At 76.2% G+C, this 17,012-nt stretch carries 15 protein-coding genes; 7 read left to right on the top strand and 8 right to left on the bottom strand.

Going from position 1 to position 17,012, the window contains the following annotated elements:
* Window positions 1-92: 92 nt before the first annotated feature.
* Window positions 93-953: a PHP domain-containing protein gene (locus J1M41_RS03340; protein WP_049147253.1), complete on the top strand. Its 861-nt coding sequence runs from the start codon at window positions 93-95 to the stop codon at window positions 951-953.
* A 118-nt stretch (window positions 954-1,071) separates the two neighbouring features.
* On the opposite strand, the gene J1M41_RS03335 is transcribed toward J1M41_RS03340, so the two are convergent.
* The 5 genes from J1M41_RS03335 to J1M41_RS03315 form a co-directional block, all read right to left on the bottom strand.
* Window positions 1,072-2,880: a DEAD/DEAH box helicase gene (locus J1M41_RS03335; protein ID WP_206451145.1), complete on the bottom strand. Its 1,809-nt coding sequence runs from the start codon at window positions 2,878-2,880 to the stop codon at window positions 1,072-1,074.
* Window positions 2,881-3,130: 250 nt separating this feature from the next.
* Entirely contained in the window at window positions 3,131-4,696 is a 1,566-nt protein-coding gene (locus tag J1M41_RS03330) for an RNB domain-containing ribonuclease (protein ID WP_206451144.1), read from the bottom strand.
* A gap of 67 nt (window positions 4,697-4,763) precedes the next feature.
* Window positions 4,764-4,988: a DUF3107 domain-containing protein gene (locus J1M41_RS03325; RefSeq protein ID WP_002854967.1), complete on the bottom strand. Its 225-nt coding sequence runs from the start codon at window positions 4,986-4,988 to the stop codon at window positions 4,764-4,766.
* A 120-nt stretch (window positions 4,989-5,108) separates the two neighbouring features.
* Window positions 5,109-5,765, bottom strand: coding sequence for a TetR/AcrR family transcriptional regulator (locus J1M41_RS03320; RefSeq protein ID WP_206451143.1), 657 nt, complete (start codon window positions 5,763-5,765; stop codon window positions 5,109-5,111).
* Between the two features lie 25 nt (window positions 5,766-5,790).
* The gene (locus tag J1M41_RS03315) at window positions 5,791-7,143 is read right to left on the bottom strand and encodes a glutamyl-tRNA reductase (protein WP_206451142.1); all 1,353 of its coding nucleotides are present in this window, start codon (window positions 7,141-7,143) and stop codon (window positions 5,791-5,793) included.
* A 136-nt stretch (window positions 7,144-7,279) separates the two neighbouring features.
* Between J1M41_RS03315 and hemE the strand changes: the two genes are divergently transcribed.
* Genes hemE through J1M41_RS03285 form a run of 6 tightly spaced genes read left to right on the top strand, consistent with a single transcriptional unit; the run spans window position 7,280 to window position 14,109 of the window.
* Window positions 7,280-8,503: a uroporphyrinogen decarboxylase gene (hemE, locus tag J1M41_RS03310; protein WP_206451141.1), complete on the top strand. Its 1,224-nt coding sequence runs from the start codon at window positions 7,280-7,282 to the stop codon at window positions 8,501-8,503.
* Window positions 8,500-10,008 (top strand): NAD(P)/FAD-dependent oxidoreductase, encoded by a 1,509-nt coding sequence (locus J1M41_RS03305; RefSeq protein ID WP_206451140.1) that lies wholly within the window; start codon window positions 8,500-8,502, stop codon window positions 10,006-10,008. Before hemE ends, J1M41_RS03305 begins: the two co-directional genes overlap by 4 nt.
* A 50-nt stretch (window positions 10,009-10,058) precedes the next feature.
* Entirely contained in the window at window positions 10,059-10,781 is a 723-nt protein-coding gene (gene hemQ, locus J1M41_RS03300) for a hydrogen peroxide-dependent heme synthase (RefSeq protein ID WP_206451139.1), read from the top strand.
* Window positions 10,781-12,130, top strand: a complete 1,350-nt coding sequence (locus J1M41_RS03295; protein ID WP_206451138.1) for a ferrochelatase — start codon at window positions 10,781-10,783, stop codon at window positions 12,128-12,130. The genes hemQ and J1M41_RS03295 overlap by 1 nt, the downstream gene beginning before the upstream one ends.
* A 4-nt stretch (window positions 12,131-12,134) precedes the next feature.
* A complete protein-coding gene (gene hemC, locus J1M41_RS03290) occupies window positions 12,135-13,268 on the top strand; it encodes a hydroxymethylbilane synthase (protein ID WP_036381109.1) in 1,134 nt (377 codons plus the stop codon).
* Window position 13,269: 1 nt separating this feature from the next.
* The gene (locus J1M41_RS03285; protein ID WP_206451137.1) at window positions 13,270-14,109 is read left to right on the top strand and encodes a uroporphyrinogen-III synthase; all 840 of its coding nucleotides are present in this window, start codon (window positions 13,270-13,272) and stop codon (window positions 14,107-14,109) included.
* A 27-nt stretch (window positions 14,110-14,136) separates the two neighbouring features.
* Here J1M41_RS03285 and J1M41_RS03280 read toward each other — a convergent pair whose 3' ends face one another.
* The 3 genes from J1M41_RS03280 to brnQ form a co-directional block, all read right to left on the bottom strand.
* The gene (locus J1M41_RS03280) at window positions 14,137-14,418 is read right to left on the bottom strand and encodes a hypothetical protein (protein ID WP_098092301.1); all 282 of its coding nucleotides are present in this window, start codon (window positions 14,416-14,418) and stop codon (window positions 14,137-14,139) included.
* A 72-nt stretch (window positions 14,419-14,490) separates the two neighbouring features.
* Window positions 14,491-15,591 (bottom strand): NYN domain-containing protein, encoded by a 1,101-nt coding sequence (locus J1M41_RS03275; protein ID WP_098092303.1) that lies wholly within the window; start codon window positions 15,589-15,591, stop codon window positions 14,491-14,493.
* Window positions 15,592-15,601: 10 nt separating this feature from the next.
* Window positions 15,602-16,996, bottom strand: coding sequence for a branched-chain amino acid transport system II carrier protein (brnQ, locus tag J1M41_RS03270; protein WP_206451136.1), 1,395 nt, complete (start codon window positions 16,994-16,996; stop codon window positions 15,602-15,604).
* Between the last annotated feature and the right edge of the window lie 16 nt (window positions 16,997-17,012).

Below are 17,012 nucleotides of genomic sequence, written 5' to 3'. Positions count from 1 at the left end.
GGGCGGGGTGCTGTGCGGCATCGGTCATGCCCCCCATCATGGCACCGGTGGGCGCGGGCGGGTCGGGGCCGCCGCGCGCGGGTCTCGGTACCATGGCCGCCATGGCCCGCTACGACCTGCACACGCACTCGACCGAGTCCGACGGCACCGAGCCGCCGGCCGACGTGGTGCGTGCGGCGGCGCGGGCCGGGCTGGACGGCCTCGCGCTCACCGACCACGACACGACCGCCGGCTGGGCCGAGGCCGCCCACGCCGCGCGGGAGACCGGGCTGACGCTCGTGCCCGGCATGGAGATGTCCTGCACCTCCGCCGACGGCGTGAGCGTGCACGTGCTCAGCTACCTGCACGACCCCGAGGACCCCGCCCTGCTGCGGGAGGTCGGCCTGGCCCGCGACGCGCGGCTGATCCGGGCGCAGGAGATGGTGCGGCGGCTGGGGGCGGACTTCCCAATCACGTGGGAGCTGGTCCAGGAGCACGCGGCGGAGAACGCGACGATCGGCCGGCCCCACCTGGCCGACGCCCTCGTGACGATCGGGGCCGTCCCGGACCGGTCCGCGGCGTTCCGGGAGATCCTCGCCGGCCGGTCCAAGTACTACGTGCCGCACTTCGCCCCGGACCCGGCCGAGGCGGTCGCGCTCATCCGGGCCGCCGGCGGGGTGCCGGTGTTCGCGCATCCCCGGGCGCGCATGCGGGGCCGCGTGGTGGGCGACGAGGTGTTCGAGCAGATGGCCGAGGCCGGACTGGCGGGGGTCGAGGTCGAGCACCGGGACAACCCGGCGGAGGAGCGCACCTGGCTGCGCGCGTTCGCGGACCGGCACGGACTGTTCGTCACCGGCTCGTCCGACTACCACGGCACCGGCAAGCCCAATCCGATCGGCGAGCACACCACGGGCGCGGAGGTGCTCGCCGAGATCGAGCGGCAGGGCACCGGCACGGCGATCATCCGCGGCTGAGTCCGGACGGCCCGGGCGACGGCGGAGGATCCGTTGCGCGAATGACCCTTCCGGCCGCCTGCACGGCGGTCAGAAGGGTCATTCGCGCAGAAGACTCCCGGGGCCCCGGAAGGGAGGGTCAGCCGTCCACGACCTCGCCGTTGCGGCGCCGCGTGCGGGAGCGGCCGCCCCGGCGACGACGGGCCTCGGCCCGGGCCTCGGCGCGCTCGGCCCGGCGGGCCTCCGTGAGCTCGACGCCGGCCACCGGCTCCGACGTCCGGGCCGCGGGGGTCTCGGAGCGCGAGGCGGTGCGCTCGCGGCCCTCGCCGCGACCACGGCCCCGGCCCTCGGCGCGCTGCTCGGCGGGTGCCTCACCACGCCCGCGGCCCGAGCGCTCGCCGCGGCCTCCGCCGCGTGCATCGTCACGGCCCTCGCCGGAGCGGCCGCCCCGGTTCCGTCCGCCACGTCCGCCGCGGCCGCCCTCACGGCCGCCGCGCTCGCCGTCGCGGGACCGACCGCCCTCGCGACCCCGTCCGCGACCGCCGTCGCGCTGCTTCGCCTCGGGGCCGCCGAGGTCCTCGAGCGTCTCGCCCTCGAGGCCCTCGAGCACGCGCTTGGCCTGCGGCAGGCGGCCCTTCGTGCCCTTCGGGATGCCGAGGTCGGAGAACAGGTGCGGGGAGGAGGAGTAGGTCTCCACCGGCTCGGGCTGGCCGAGGCCGAGCGCCTTGTCGATCAGGGACCAGCGCGGCATGTCCTCCCAGTCCACGAGGGTCACCGCCACGCCCTTGTTGCCGGCGCGGCCCGTGCGGCCCACGCGGTGCACGTAGGTCTTCTCGTCCTCCGGCGCCTGGAAGTTGAACACGTGGGTGACGTCGTCGACGTCGATGCCGCGCGCCGCGACGTCGGTGGCCACGAGGATGTCCACCTTGCCGTTGCGGAACGCGCGCAGCGCCTGCTCGCGGGCGCCCTGGCCGAGGTCGCCGTGCAGCGCGCCGGCCGCGAAGCCGCGCGCCGTCAGCTCGTCCGCCACGCGGGCGGCCGTGCGCTTGGTGCGCGTGAAGATGATGGTCCGGCCGCGGCCCTCGGCCTGCAGGGCGCGGGCCACGAGCTCGTCCTTGTCCATGTGGTGGGCGCGGTAGACGAGCTGACGGATGTCCTTCTTCGTCAGGCCCTCGTCCTCCGGGTCCGCCGCGCGGATGTGGGTCGGCTGCGTCATGTAGCGACGCGCCATCGCGACCACGGGACCCGGCATGGTGGCCGAGAACAGCATGGTCTGGCGCACGGCCGGGACGGCGGCGAGCAGGGTCTCGACGTCCGGGAGGAAGCCGAGGTCCAGCATCTCGTCCGCCTCGTCCAGCACCACCGTGTTCACCAGGTCCAGGCGCAGGTGGCGCTGGCGCATCAGGTCGATGAGGCGGCCGGGGGTGCCGACCACGATCTCGACGCCGCGCTGCAGCTCCTCGATCTGCGGCTCGTAGGCGCGGCCGCCGTAGATGGTGGCGATGCGCAGGGGGCGCCGGGCCGCGGCGGCCGTGAGGTCGCCGGCCACCTGGACGGCGAGCTCGCGCGTCGGGGCGACGATCAGGGCCTGCGGGGCGCCCGCGGTGCCCTTGGCCTCGAGGCCGTCCCAGCCGGGCTCACCCGGGCCGATGGCGCGCTGCAGCGCGGGGATGCCGAAGCCGAGGGTCTTGCCCGTGCCGGTCTTGGCCTGGCCGATGATGTCGTGGCCGCCGAGGGCGACCGGCAGGGTCATGGCCTGGATGGGGAAGGGGTGGACGATGCCCTTGGCCTCCAGGGCCTCGACGATCGCGGGGTGCACCCCGAAGTCGGCGAAGGTCTGCTCGGGGGCCACGGGGGCGGCGTCCTCGGTGACGATGTCCTCCGCGATCGCGGCGACCGTCGGGTCGAGGTCGGCGGAGGCGGGGGTGTGCTCGGAGTTCTGGGTCATGGCGACTCGCGTTCCTGGTCGGGCGTCGTCACGGCGGGCGGAAGGCCCGGCTCCGCCGTGCGCGCGGTTCAAGCGGAAGCCGATCGCGAGGCAAGCACGCGGAGCGGCCGACGGGCGGCGCCCCGTGGAACCGGGCGGGCGCGCCGTACGCGGCGGGCCGTGCCGGATCCGGCAGGTCATGGTGCCGTCCCGGGCGTCAGGGGCGCGGGCGGCGGGTCAGGGTGATCAGAGAGCGACCGGTCATCCTGGGTCAGCGTGAGCTGTGCGGCCAGTCTACCCCCGCGGCCGTGATCGCACCCGAAGCGCGGTCCACGCCCTCGATCCGCACGCGCACCCGGGTGCCCGCCGGGACGCTGCCCGGCACCCGCAGGCTCACGGCCGGATCGAGCAACCACACCTCCGTGCCGTCCTTCGCCTCGCGCACCGCGATCCCCTCGAGCTCCGCGCCGACGCGGGACTCGAGCGCCGCCGCCTCCACGAGGTCCGCCGCCGTCCGGCTCGCGGCCGAGGCCCGGCGCGACGAGTCCGCCATGAGGGCGGGCAGCGCGGGCAGGGCGCTGCGGACCCACGCGGGGGCGGGGGCGCCGATGGCGTGGGCGTGGCACAGGGCCAGGACGAAGCGGTCCACGAGCCGGCGCAGGGGAGCGGTGGCGTGGGCGTAGGGGGCGGCGAGCGCGGCCTGGGCCGGTTCGGCCGGCGGTGTGCGCAGGGCCGGGTCCTCGGCCTGCGCGTCGAAGGCCGTGTACCCGGCGCCGCGGAACAGCCCGGTGGCCGCGTGCAGCGCCGCCAGGTGCCGCGCGTCGGCGGGGTCGAGGGAACGCAGGTAGGCGCCGTAGTCCTGGCCCTCGTCCCACGGGGCGCCCAGGGCGTGTGTGCGCTCTCGGAAGGCGGCGATGGCGTCGGCGTCCGGCGCCGGCATCGTGCGCAGGATCCCGACTCCGGCGGCCAGCATCAGCTCGGCCGCGGCCATGCCGGTCAGCAGGGAGAGCTGGGCGTTGTGCTCCTCCGCCGGCAACGGCGCCCGGTGCACGAGCTCGTGCGCCCCGTCCTCGGTGACACGGACCTCCTGGTCCGGCAGGTTCAGGGAGGCACCGCCGCGGGCGGCCTCCTGTGCGGCCCGCCGTCGGCCCACCTCCGGCAGCAGCGCCAGCGAGTCGCGCACCTCGGCCGGCCACCCCTCGGCGGCGGCCCGGTCCGCGTCGGTGACCCCGGGGCGCGGCGTCGTCGGCGCCTGTGCCCCCGGCTGCGCGTCGAGGAAGGCCTGCACCTGCCCGTACGTCAGCTGCGCCCGGGAGCGGACGCGGGCGCGTTCGAGGCCGGTCTCCACGACGGCGCCCGCGGCGTCCAGCAGGAACGTCCAGACGAACGCCGGGCGTTCGCGGTCCGGCAGCAGGGAGGCGGCGTCCTCGCTCAGCACCTCCGGGTGCAGGGGGACCCGGCCGTCGGGCAGGTAGACGGTCTGGCCGCGGCGGCGGGCCTCGGCGTCCACGGCGCCGTCCGGGGCCACAAAGGCGGGCACGTCCGCGATCGCGTAGCGGACGAGGATGCCGTCGTCGTCGGCGGGGGTCAGGAGCAGGGCCTGGTCCAGGTCCGTGGAGCCGGCGGGATCCACGGTGACGAACGGCAGGGCCGTGCGGTCCGCGTGGTCCGGGCTCCCGCTCAGGCCCGCGTGCACCTCACGCGCGGCCGCCTCCGCCTCGGCCAGGACGGGGGCGGGGAAGGCCGGCTGCAACTCGAGCTCCGTCCGCAGGGCGGCGAGACGCTCGAGCAGGGCCGGGTCGGCGGGGCCGCGGAGGCCGAGGGCGTGAGGCGACATGGCGATGCTCCTGGGCAGGGGCCGAGACGACGCACGCCCCGGCGGATCACCGGGGCGTGCGGGCGGGTCAGGAGGCGGCGAACCCGAGCGGGCCCGACTTCTTCGCGCCGATCTCCACGAAGCCGATGCGGTCGCCGGGGACGACCACCTGGCGGCCCTTGGCGTCCGCCAGGACCAGCGGGGTGCCGTCGGCGACGGCGGCGTCCACGAGGGAGCGGACCTCGTCCGCCGACTGCTCGCTGTCGATGACGACCTCGCGGCCGACGTGCTGCACACCGATGCGGATCTCCATGGGGAACCTCTTCTCTTCGTCGCGTCCTGTGCGGTCCGCCGTCAGCCTACGGGACCGCTCGGCGGGGTGGACGGGCACCCCCGAGGTTCACCCGCGGGCGAAACGGGCCGGACGGCCGGGTCAGCGCGGCGCGTCGTCCGCGGAGGGCAGCGAGGCGAGGCCGCGCCAGACGAGCGCGTCCACCGTGCGGGCCATCTCGGCGGCGGCGGGGCGGGCGTCGGCGTCGAGCCGGTCCGCCCAGTGGCGTGCGGCGCCCAGGAGATAGCCGACGAGTCCGCGGGAGAGCACCTCGGCCTCGGCCTCGGCCACGGTGGTGTCAGCGCGGATGGTGCGCGCGACCTCGGAGGAGAGCAGCCGGTGCACGGCCTCGCTGCGCGTGCGCACCTCCGGGTCCCCGTCGATGCCGGAGTCGAAGATCAGGCGGTGGGTCCGCTCGGGGGAGGCCATGTACTCGAACACGGCGGCGACGGTGGCCCGCACCCGTTCGCGATTGTCCCGGCGGGTGTCCATCGCCGCCTCGAGGAGCGCGCGCAGGCTCGCGACCTCGGCGTCCAGCAGCTCGAGGAAGAGCTCGTGCTTGCTGGGGAAGTGCTGGTAGAGGACCGGCTTGGAGACCTCGGCCCGCTCGGCGATCTGCTCCATGGAGGCCCCCGCGTACCGCTCCGCGGCGAAGACCGCGCGGGCGCAGTCCAACAGCTGGCGGCGACGCTCGTGCCGGGGCAGACGACGGCCTCGCCCGGGCTCGTCGGGCGCGGTGGCGGCGTGGTGGGCGGTCACGGGGTCCTCCTGGCGCGGGGCCGGCTCACGCGATGCGCGCGGCGCCGCCCTCGTCCTCGTGCGCGGGGCAGGCCGCCTCGACCGCGCCCACGGCGGGGGCGGGGCGGCCGGGGGCCTCGATCCCGAAGACCGCCTCGAGGGCGTCCTCATAGCGGTCGAGCCGGCCCTCGGCGGCGAGTCGCTTGGCGCGCACGCTGGGTTCGTGCAGGAGCTGGTTCACCATGCGGCGCAGGGCGAACTCCACCTCCTCGGCGGCCGCCGTGCAGCCGTGGCGGGCACGCACGCGCTCGAGCTCCCGGTCGAGCACGCCGAGGGTGTGGCGGCGCAGGGCCTTGATCGCCGCGTCGGCACTGCGGCCGCGCTGCGCGGCGCGGTACTCCTCGACGGCGTCGTCCACGAGCGCGCGGGCCTCGGCGACGGCGACCTGGGCCTGCTCGGGGGCGGCCAGCCGCACCGACTCGAGGGTGATGAGGTCGACGTCCGGCAGGTCCGCGACGGCGGGGTCGAAGTCGCGCGAGAGGGCCAGGTCGACCACCGTGAGCGGGCGCCGTCCGCCCTCGCGCAGCTCCTGCAGGCGCTCGGGGCTGATCTGGCGCTCGCCACCGGAGGAGCCGATGATCACGTCCGCCTCGGCGACGGCACCGGCCACGGCTTCGCCGCCGAGCGCGAGGGCCCAGCCGCCGCGGTCCGCGACGAACTGCTCCGCGCGGCCCGAGGCCGAGTGCACGCCGACGGTGGTCGCGCCTCGGTCCGCCAGCTGCGCGAGCGTGGTGCCGGCGTAGGCGCCCGTGCCGATCAGCAGGATGGTGGCCCCGGCCCAGAAGTCGCGCTGGGCCGCGGCGTCGGTGAGACCGCGCAGCTCCTCCGCGAGGTCCAGGGCGACGGAGACGACCGAGCGGCCGGCCGCGCCGAGCGCCGTGCGGGAGCCGACGTCCTTGGCCGTGCGCGTGGCGGACTCGAAGAGGCGGACGAGCGGGCCCGAGGCGGTGCCGGCCTCCTGGGCCGCCGTCAGGGCGCGCCGGACCTGACCGGCGATCTCGCGCTCGCCCACCACGGCGGAGTCCAGTCCGGCGCCGACCTCGAAGAGGTGACGGGCCGTGGCGTCGGCGTCGAGCGTGCGGAACGCGGCGTGCACGTCCTCGTCCGGCAGGGAGGTGGAGGCGGCGACGGCGGACAGCAGCCCCGCGCGGGCGGCCTCGACGCCGGCCCCGTCGGCCTCGGCGTAGATCTCCACGCGGTTGCACGTGGCCAGCACGACGGCGCCCGCCGCACCGCTGCCGGGCAGGGCGGGCCCGACCCCGGTCGCGCCGGCGCTGAGGCGGGCGACCGTGTCCAGGTCCAGGTCATGGTGGGAGGCGACGAGAGAGAAGACAGTCACAGCGGGCCAAGTCTAGCCCCGACGGCCCCGCCCGTCCGGGAAGGCGGACCTGACCCGGGCGCCGTCGACGCCTGTGACGGCGCTCACATAGGACGCGGATGTGCCACCGCGACGCGACCGGTGGGAGACTGGGGCCATGTCCGCCCTGTCCCAGACCCCCGAGACCCCCGCGGCCGTCCCGGCGCTGCCCGCCGAGCACCCGCTGCGCACCGAGGACCCGTCACGCTCGACCGTGGCCAGCCCGCTCCTCCGGGCGCTGCGCGGCCAGCGCCCCGACCGCCACCCCGTGTGGTTCATGCGGCAGGCCGGCCGTTCGCTGCCGGAGTACCGCCAGGTGCGCGAGGGGATCGGGATGCTCGACTCCTGCCTCATGCCGGACCTGGTCCGGGAGATCACGATGCAGCCGGTGCGCCGCCATGACGTCGACGCGGCGATCTTCTTCTCGGACATCGTGGTCCCCCTGCGCCTGGCGGGCGTGGACGTGGAGATCCAGCCCGGCGTGGGCCCCGTGCTCGGCCAGGCCGTCCGCACCGCCGACGACGTCGCCGCGCTGCCCGTCCTCGAGGACGCCGCCCTGGACGTGATCCGCGACGCCGTCGCGGCCACCGTCGCCGAGCTGGGACCGCGCCCCCTGATCGGCTTCGCCGGCGCCCCCTTCACGCTGGCGGCGTACATGGTGGAGGGCCGTCCCTCCCGCGACCACTTCGGCCCGCGACGCATGATGCACGCCGACCCCGAGACCTGGGCCGCCCTGGCCGGCTGGGCCGCCACCGTGTCCGGCCAGTTCCTGCGCGCCCAGCTCGAGTCCGGCGCCTCCGCCGCGCAGCTGTTCGACTCGTGGGCCGGTTCGCTCTCGGCGGACGACTACCTCGAGCACGTGCAGCCGCACTCGACGGCGGCCCTCGCCCATGTCGCCGACCTCGCCGGGCCCGGCGTCCCCGACGGCGCCCCGCTCCTGCACTTCGGCACGGGCACCGGAGAGTTCCTGCACCACCTGCGTGACGCGGGCGCGACCGCCGTCGGCGTGGACCACCGCCTCACGCTCGCCGAGGCGCACCGCCGGCTCAGCGCGAACCCCGGCCCCGACGGACGCGGCGCCGTGCCCCTGCAGGGCAACATCGACCCGGCCCTGCTCGCCGCCCCGTGGGAGGTCCTCGAGGCCCACGTGCGCGACGTCGTCGCCTCCGGCGCCGTCGCGCCCGGCCACGTCGTCAACCTCGCCCACGGCGTGCCGCCGGAGACGGACGCGGCCGTGCTGACCCGCGTGGTCGAGCTGATCCACTCCCTGCCCGTGCCGGAGCGGGAGGGCCAGGACCCGGCACCGGGGGTCGAGACCGCCGAGCGGGAGGAGCGCGCATGAGCGGCACGGCGCTCGTGGTCGGCGGCGGCATCGCCGGCCTCGTCGCGGCCCACCGACTGTCCACGGCGGGCTGGGACGTGACCCTCGCCGAGGCCACCTCCGTGCTCGGGGGCGCGGTCTCCCCGCGCTTCCTCGACGTCCCCTCGCACGGCGAGACCGGGGCCCCCGAGACCCAGACCCTCGAACTCGACGGCGGCGCCGAGTCGTTCGCCGTCCGCGGTGCCGCCGTGCGCGCGCTCGTGGAGGAGCTCGGGCTGGGCGAGAAGATCGTCGCGCCCGAGCCCCTCGGCTCGTGGCTGCACGGTCCCGCCGGCCCCGTGCGCGCCCCGCGTCTCGGCATCGTCGGCATCCCCGGCGACCTCGACGCCGAGGACCTCGCCGCCGCCCTCACGCCGGCCGGCCTGGAGCGCGCCCGGCAGGACGCCGAGGCCCCCATGGATCGCTGGGCCGCCGCGCTCGCGGCCGGCGAACCGGTCACCGTCGCGCAGGTCGTGGCCGACCGCCTCGGCGACGAGGTGCTCGACCGCCTCGTGGCCCCCGTCGTCGCCGGAGTCCACTCGGCCGACCCCGCGGTCGTCGAGCTGGAGCGCGTGGCCCCCGGCCTGCTCGCCGCCGCCGTGGAGCACGGCGGGCTGGCCGCGGGCGTCGCCGCGCTGCGGTCCACCGGGACCCCCGGCTCGCTCGTGGCCGGTCTGGACGGCGGCATGGTCCGCCTCACCGGCCGGCTCGTCGAGGTGCTGCGCGAGGACGGGGCCACCGTCCTGCGCGGTGTCCGGGTGGCCGCCCTGTCCCGCGTGCCCGCCACCGGCGGCTGGTGGGCCCAGATCTCGGACCGGGACGACGAGGTCGTCCGCGGGCTCGACGTGGACCGCGTCGTGCTGGCCGTGGACGGCGTCACCGCCTGGGACCTGCTGGCCCCGCTCTCGGCCGAGGCCCTGGACCCCGACGCCGGCCCCGCCCTCGGCGAGGGCATCGCGCTGGCCACGCTCGTCGTCGAGGCCGCGGGCCTGGACGACGCGCCACGCGGCACCGGAGTGCTGGTCGGCGCCGGGACGGGCGTGGCCGCCAAGGCCCTGACCCACGCCACCGCCAAGTGGGCGTGGCTGCGCGAGGTCGTCGCGCGCCCGCAGGAGGACGGCGTCGCCCGTCATCCCCACCGCCACGTGCTGCGCCTGTCCTACGGCCGCCAGGGCGGCGGGCCCGAGGCCCTGGGCCACCGCAGCGCGGACGAGGAGCTGCTCGCGCAGGCGCTCGTGGACACGGCGACTCTCACCGGGGTGCCGCTGGCGGAGGAGGACGTCGTCGCCCGCACCGTCACCCGCTGGCGCCGCTCCATCCCGCCGCAGGCCGGCCCCGACCGCGCGAAGGCGGACACGCTGATCGACTGGGCACGGGACGTGCCCGGCCTCGACCTCGTGGGCAGCTGGGTGCACGGCACCGGGCTGGCCGCCGTCGTCGCCGGCGTGGACCGCACCCTCGGCGCCGACGCGCCGCCCGCCGGCTGACCTCGCCCCCAGACCACCCCTGACGCAATCGGATCCCAAGGAAGAGGACCATGACCAAGGACAGCACCACCACCACCACCCCTGCCGAGGCCGGCAAGGACTGGTTCACCACCTACACCGTGTTCGCCCGCCCACAGGGCGAGCCAGGCTGGCTGGGACTGGAGGGCCGTGACGCGAAGAAGGCCGCCAAGGAGTTCGACGAGGCCGTCGCGCGGGTGGCCCAGACCGGCGTGACCGTGCGCGGCGTCTACGACGTCTCGGGCATGCGCGAGGCCGGCGACGTCATGGTGTGGATGTACGGCCAGGTGCCCGAGGACCTGCAGGCCGCCATCCGCGAACTGCGCCGCACCCGTCTGCTCGAGGGCACCACGATGGTGCTCTCGGCCATGGGCGCCGATCGCATGGCCGAGTTCAACAAGGACCACGTCCCCGCCTTCGCCATGGGCCGCAAGGCCCTGAAGTGGCTGTGCTTCTACCCGTTCGTGCGCTCGTACGACTGGTACCTGCTGGACCCGAAGGAGCGGGCCCGCATGCTCCGCGAGCACGGCCAGCTCGGCCAGGACTTCCCGCAGGTGTGGGCCAACACCACCAGCGCGTTCGGCCTGAACGACTGGGAGTGGCTGCTGGGCCTCGAGGCGGACGAGCTGACGGACCTGGTGGACATGATGCGCCACCTGCGCAACAACGAGACCCGCCTGCACGTGCGCAGCGAGGTGCCGTTCTACACCGGACGCCGTCTGGAGACCGCCGAGATCGCGGAGGTGCTGGCCTGATGACCGCCGCCCCCGAGCCCCGCGCCGACGCGCCCGTCCACATCGGCCCGGACGCCGGCGTCGCCCCGGCCCTCCGGACGCCCGAGAAGGCCGCCGCCGGCGTCGACTACGACGTGTGCGGCGTGATGGCCCCCAAGGACTACGACGCCCTGCTGCTCGCCTCCTTCGGCGGGCCCGAGGGCCAGGACGACGTGATCCCGTTCCTGCGCAACGTCACGCGCGGGCGCGGCATCCCGGACGAGCGCCTCGAGGAGGTCGCCACCCACTACCGCGCCAACGGCGGCGTCAGCCCCATCAACGCGCAGAACCGCGCGCTGAAGGCGGCCATCGAGGCCGAGCTGGCCGCCCGCGGCCTGGACCTGCCCGTGTACTGGGGCAACCGCAACTGGGAGCCCTACTTCCCGGACACCCTCGCGCGGATGCACGCCGACGGGCACCGCCGCATCCTGACGGTCACCACATCCGCGTACTCCTGCTACTCCTCGTGCCGCCAGTACCGCGAAGACATGGGCATGGCCATGGAGCAGACCGGCCTGACCGGGAAGGTGGACCTGGACAAGACGCGCCAGTACTTCAACCACCCCGGCTTCATCGAGCCGTTCCGGGACGGCCTGCGCGCGGACCTGGCCTCGCTGCGCGCGGAGCTGGGGGACGACGCGCGGATCCACGTGCTCTTCGCGACCCACTCGATCCCCACCTCCGACGCCGCCGCCGCCGGCCCGCGCGGCCTCGCCGCGGACCTGCGCGCGCAGGCGGGGGCGGAGCCGGGCGACGAGGGTGCGGACGTGTACTCGGCGCAGCACCTCGACGTGGCCCGCGAGATCCTCGCCGGCGTGCCCGAGGCCGCGGACGTGCCGTGGTCGCTCGTGTACCAGTCGCGCTCCGGCCCGCCCTCGGTGCCGTGGCTCGAGCCGGACATCAACGACGCGATGGAGCACCTCGCGGGCGAGGGCGCCGAGACGGACGCGCAGGGGCGCGCCGTGGCGGGCTTCGTCGTCGTGCCGCTGGGCTTCGTCTCGGACCACATGGAGGTGGTCTGGGACCTCGACACCGAGGCCAAGGAGACCGCCGAGGGGCTGGGCGTGGGGTTCCGTCGCAGCCCCACCCCGGGCACCGACCCGCGGTTCGTGGCCGGGCTCGTGGACATCGTGGAGGAGCGGCTGGGCCGCCGCGAGGGCCGCGCCGCGGCCGGCTGCTTCCCAGCCTGGTACGACGTGTGCCGGCCGGACTGCTGCGCCAAGGTGATGCGGGACGGCTCGGTACGTCCGACGACGTCTGCGGTCGACGCCGCCGTGCGCGGGCTGGCCGAGCACGAGGCGGGCGCCGCGGCCCCCGCCGAGGAGGCCTGAGACCGTGACCCCCCTGCGCATCGGCACCCGGGGCTCCGCCCTGGCGACCACGCAGACCAGCCACGTGGCCGAGGCGCTCACGGAGCGCTCCGGCCTGGCCCACGAGCTGGTGGTGATCCGCACCGAGGGCGACGTCACCACCGGCTCGCTGGCCTCGCTGGGCGGCACCGGCGTGTTCGCCTCGGCGCTGCGGGCCGCCGTGCTCGACGGCGTCGTGGACGCGGCGGTGCACTCGCTCAAGGACCTGCCGGCCGCCCAGCCGGAGACCCTCGAGATCGCCGCGGTGCCGGCCCGGGCCGACCTGCGGGACGCCCTGTGCGCCCGCGACGGCCTCACCCTGGCGACCCTGCCCGAGGGCGCCCGGGTGGGCACGGGATCGCCGCGCCGCGTGGCCCAGCTCAAGGCGCTGCGCCCGGATCTGGAGCTCGTGGACATCCGCGGCAACGTGCAGACCCGCCTGGCCCGCGTGCCCGGGCTGGAGCAGCACGACGACCACGCCCCGGCCGCCGCGGGTTCGCCCCGCGGTGACCTCGACGCCGTGATCCTGGCCTGTGCCGGGCTCGACCGCCTCGGCCTGGACCACGTGATCACCGAGCGGATCGACCCGGAGGTCATGGTGCCCGCCCCCGGACAGGGCGCCCTGGCCGTGGAGATCCGGGCCGAGGACGAGTCCTTCCTCGGCCGGGCGCTCCTGGACCCCCAGGCGCCGGTCGGGAGGATGCACGCCGCCCTCGAGCTGGTCGACGATCGGGACACCCACGTGGCGGTCACCGCCGAGCGGGCCCTGCTGCGTCGCCTCGAGGCCGGCTGTGCCGCGCCGATCGGGGCCGTGGCCCGCGTGAGCGACGGCGAGGCCGGCGCGCCGCGCATCGAGATGACCGCGATGGTGGCCGCCCTCGACGGCTCCCGCGTGCTGCGCCGGACCTCGTCCGTGCAGCTCGACCCGGTGCCGGCCGACGTGGCCGGTGACCCGGCGGCCGCCGACGAGTGGCTCGAGGACACCCTGTTCGTGGCCGCGGAGGCACTCGGCGTGCACGTGGCCGAGCAGTTCGTGGCCGAGGGCGCCGACCTGCTGCCTGGCACGGTGCGCGGGGTGGACCGGGGCGACGGCGCCCCACGGCCCGACGACCCGGCCTGAGATGCGCGTCCTGCTCACCCGCCAGCCGGCCCAGGCCGGCGACCTGGAGGCCGGTCTCGCCGGCGCCGAGGTGGCGGGGCGGCGGCTGCGGGTCGGCTTCCTGCCGCTGACCGACTTCGCCGTGCCCGACGACGACGGCCCGCTGCGCGCGCTGCTCGCGGACTGGGCGGGTGCCGACGGCGATGCGGTCGGGCCGGTGCGCTCGGACGGGCCCCGCTGGCTCGTGGTGACGAGCCCCAACACCGTGCGCGCGCTCAGGGCCGTCGGCTGGGGCGGTCATGTCCCGGCGGGCGCGCGGATCGCGGTCACCGGACCGGGCACGGCACGGGTGCTGACCGAGGCGGGCTGCGATGCGGCGCCGTGGCTGCCGCCCGAGGACCGCTCCGCCGAGGGCCTGATCGCCGGACTCGCCGCCCTGCATCCCCGCGGCGCCCGCGCGTGGCTGCCCCAGTCCGATCGGGCCCGGCCCCGCCTCGCCGACGGCCTGCGCGCGGCGGGCTGGGACGTGCGGACCGGGCTCGCCTACCGGACAGTGCCGTATCCGGCGCAGGCCGGCAGGCGACTGCTCGACGGGGCGGCGGACGAGGGCCGGGGGGACGTCGTGACGCCCGCGCGGCTGGCCGCGGTCGCGGCGGGGACCGCCGTGGTGCTCACCAGCTCCTCCGCGGCGGAGGAGTTCGTGGCCGCGGGTCTGACGCCACTGGTGGGCAAGCGGGTGCGGCTCGTGGCGATCGGCGCGCCGACCCGTGACACGTGCGCGCGGCGGGGTCTGCCCCTGCTCGGGACGGCCCCCACGCCGGACGCGGCCGGAGTGCTGGCCGTGCTGCGCGGTGCGGCCTGAGCCGCCCGGCCGCACTCGAGGCGAGGCTCAGTCGGGGCGGTCGCCGTCCGGGTCGGGCGCGTCGTCCTCCGTCGGCGCCGGGCCGGCGTCGTGCTTCTCGTCCTGCGGCACGCCGGTGGCGGCGGCCATGATGTCCACCCGCGGGCCGCGCAGGATGGCGACCGAGACGTTGGTGAAGCCCGTGTTGGCGAGCAGCTCCGAGGCCTCCTCGTCCGTCAGGTCGTACGCGTGCGCGAGCATGCGCACGTTCTCCGTGTAGAAGGCGTGCAGGCGGTCGACGCCGCGCAGGAAGCCCAGAGTGTTCCCCATGGCGGGGAGCCTACCGGGCGGGCGTGGTGGGGGACCGGCCCGCCGGCCGCGGGGGACGACGGGCCGTGCCGCTCAGCCCTCGGCGCGGCGGCTGCGGCGGCGGACCAGCGAGACCTCCATGGTGCGGCCCTCGGTGCGGGTGCGCAGGTACGGCTGGTCCTCCACGAGGGTGGAGAGCTTGGAGTGCCCGAAGTCGCGCGGGTCGAAGTCCACGTGGGTGCGGCTCAGGTGCTGGCCGATCAGGGACAGCGTGGCCCAGCCGTCGTCGGTGCTCGTGGCGTTGACGGCCTTGGTGAGCGCGGCCTGCAGGTCGATGCGCGGGGCGGCGTCGGCCTCGTCGTGCTCGGGCTCGGCCTCGACCGGCACCTCGGGCGGGGTCGGGTCCTCGGTGACGTCCGACGACGACGCACGGCGGCCCCGCCGACCGGCCCCGGACTTCGCCTCCGCGGCCTTCCCGTCCTTGCCGGCGGCGGCGTCCCCGGCGGGCGCCTCGTCGGCGGCGGGGGCCTCGTCGGCAGCAGGGGCCTCGTCGACAGCGGGGGCCTCCGCGTCCGCGTCCGTGGCCTCGGGGGTGTCGGTGGCGTCGGTGGTCTTTGCCCCGCGACCGCGGCCTCGACCGCCGCGGCGGGACCCCGAGCGGCCGGAGCTCTCGGACGCCTTGGCGTTCTCCTCCTTGGCGGGGGCGTCCTCGCCGGTCTCGTCGTCGTCGACGTCGTGGTCCGTGGCGGTGCCGAGCAGCTCGAGGTAGATGAACTGGTCCACGGCGTTGCGCAGGGAGGCGGGGGTCTTGCGGGCGCCCAGGCCGATCACGCGCTTGCCGCCCTCGCGCAGGCGGGTGGCCAGGCGCGTGAAGTCGGAGTCGGAGGAGACGAGGGCGAACGCGTCCACGTTGCCCATCCAGAGCAGGTCCATCGCGTCGATGATGAGCGCGGAGTCCGAGGAGTTCTTGCCCACGGTGTAGGCGAACTGCTGGACCGGCTGGATCGCGTGGTGGTTCAGCGCCTTCTTCCAGCCGTTGAGGTTGGTCGTGGTCCAGTCGCCGTACGCGCGCTTGATCGTGGGGGTGCCGTAGGTGGCGAGCTCCTCGAGGATCAGGGGGGCGAACTTGGGGGAGACGTTGTCGCTGTCCATCAGGACGGCGATGCGCAGGGATGCGGGGGTGGGTTCGGGCATGTGTCCCACCCTAGTCGGCGGCGGTGCGCCCGTGGCCGGCGGTGACCGGGATCGCCTCCCGCTCGCCCCGGCGGGGGCGGGGCCGCGAGGCGGCGGCCACTGTGCCGACGACCAGCCCGACGAGCGCCGGGACCACCCAGCCGAAGCCGACCGCGTAGCCGGGCAGCACCCGGCCGGCCAGGCCCGTCAGGGCGGTGACGGGCGGCGTCGTCGCGAGCGCCTCCGGCAGGGCGCCCAGCAGGTCGAAGAAGGCGGCGAGCCCCGTGCAGGCGACCACCCAGCGGGCCACCGCCGGGCGGCCCCGCACCCAGGCCCAGGCGAGGCCGAGCAGGATGACGACGACGGCGATCGGGTAGAGGAACATCAGCACCGGGACGGACCAGGCGATGATCGCCTCCAGGCCCAGGTTGGCGAGCGCGAAGGACACCACGAGGAAGAGGCTCGCCCACAGCCGGTAGGACCCGGGGAACATCTCCGCGAACATCTCGGCGCACGCCACGATCAGTCCGATGCAGGTCTTCAGGCACGCGACGAAGACGATGGCCGCGATGAGGTACGCGCCCGCCGTGCCGAAGAAGTGGCTCGCGGTGCGGGCGAGGACGTCGCCGCCGTTCGCGGCCTGTGCGAACGCGCCGTGGCTCGTGGCGCCGACGTACGCCAGCGAGGCGTAGACCACCGTCATCGCCGCGCCGCCGACCAGCCCCGCCTTGCCCAGCTCCACCGCCATGCGGCGCGGACCCGTCACGCCCAGGCGCCGAGCGGCGTCGACGATCACGACCGCGAAGGCGAGCGAGGCGAGCGCGTCCATCGTGGCGTAGCCGTCCAGCAGGCCCCGCACGAACGCCCCGTCGGCGTAGGCGGGGGTCGGCGAGGGCAGGGCGCCCGTGCTCATCGGGGCCACGACGGCGGCCGCCACCAGGGCGCCGAGCAGGACCAGGAACGCCGGGGTCAGGTACCGCCCCACCCACTCCATGAGCCGGCCCGGACGGAACGCCGCGACCGCGGCGACCGCGAAGAACGCCGCCGTGAAGCCGAGCAGCCGCAGGCCGCCGTCGCCCGCCAGGGGTGCGACACCGATCTCATAGGACACCGTGGCGGTGCGGGGGATGGCGAAGAGGGGGCCGATCGTCAGGTACAGCAGGCACGTGAACGCCACGGCGAAGCGCCGGGAGACGGGCGCCGTCATCTCACGGACCGAGCGCGCCCCCGTCACCGCCGAGGCGACGATGCCCAGGACCGGCAGCCCCACCGCCGTGACGAGGAAGCCGAGCGTGGCCGGCGTGACCGCGGCGCCCGCATCCCGGCCCAGGCCGGCGGGGAAGATCAGGTTGCCCGCGCCGAAGAACAGGCCGAAGACGAGCGAGGCCAGCAGCAGGGTCTGACCGGGGCGCAGGCGCGGGGGCATCACGGGCCTCTCGACG

This window comes from Micrococcus sp. KRD096, from assembly GCF_017168495.1.
Taxonomy (GTDB): Bacteria; Actinomycetota; Actinomycetes; order Actinomycetales; family Micrococcaceae; genus Micrococcus; species Micrococcus luteus.
This window is presented reverse-complemented; position numbering and strand designations above follow the sequence as displayed.

Coding starts and splice junctions, on each gene's coding strand:
- J1M41_RS03275 (WP_098092303.1), bottom strand. CDS start 15,591: ATGCCCGAACCCACCCCCGCATCCCTGCGCATCGCCGTCCTGATGGAC.
- J1M41_RS03295 (WP_206451138.1), top strand. CDS start 10,781: ATGACCGCCGCCCCCGAGCCCCGCGCCGACGCGCCCGTCCACATCGGC.
- hemQ (WP_206451139.1), top strand. CDS start 10,059: ATGACCAAGGACAGCACCACCACCACCACCCCTGCCGAGGCCGGCAAG.
- brnQ (WP_206451136.1), bottom strand. CDS start 16,996: ATGCCCCCGCGCCTGCGCCCCGGTCAGACCCTGCTGCTGGCCTCGCTC.
- J1M41_RS03340 (WP_049147253.1), top strand. CDS start 93: ATGGCCGCCATGGCCCGCTACGACCTGCACACGCACTCGACCGAGTCC.
- J1M41_RS03285 (WP_206451137.1), top strand. CDS start 13,270: ATGCGCGTCCTGCTCACCCGCCAGCCGGCCCAGGCCGGCGACCTGGAG.
- J1M41_RS03330 (WP_206451144.1), bottom strand. CDS start 4,696: ATGTCGCCTCACGCCCTCGGCCTCCGCGGCCCCGCCGACCCGGCCCTG.
- J1M41_RS03280 (WP_098092301.1), bottom strand. CDS start 14,418: ATGGGGAACACTCTGGGCTTCCTGCGCGGCGTCGACCGCCTGCACGCC.
- J1M41_RS03335 (WP_206451145.1), bottom strand. CDS start 2,880: ATGACCCAGAACTCCGAGCACACCCCCGCCTCCGCCGACCTCGACCCG.
- hemE (WP_206451141.1), top strand. CDS start 7,280: ATGTCCGCCCTGTCCCAGACCCCCGAGACCCCCGCGGCCGTCCCGGCG.
- J1M41_RS03305 (WP_206451140.1), top strand. CDS start 8,500: ATGAGCGGCACGGCGCTCGTGGTCGGCGGCGGCATCGCCGGCCTCGTC.
- J1M41_RS03325 (WP_002854967.1), bottom strand. CDS start 4,988: ATGGAGATCCGCATCGGTGTGCAGCACGTCGGCCGCGAGGTCGTCATC.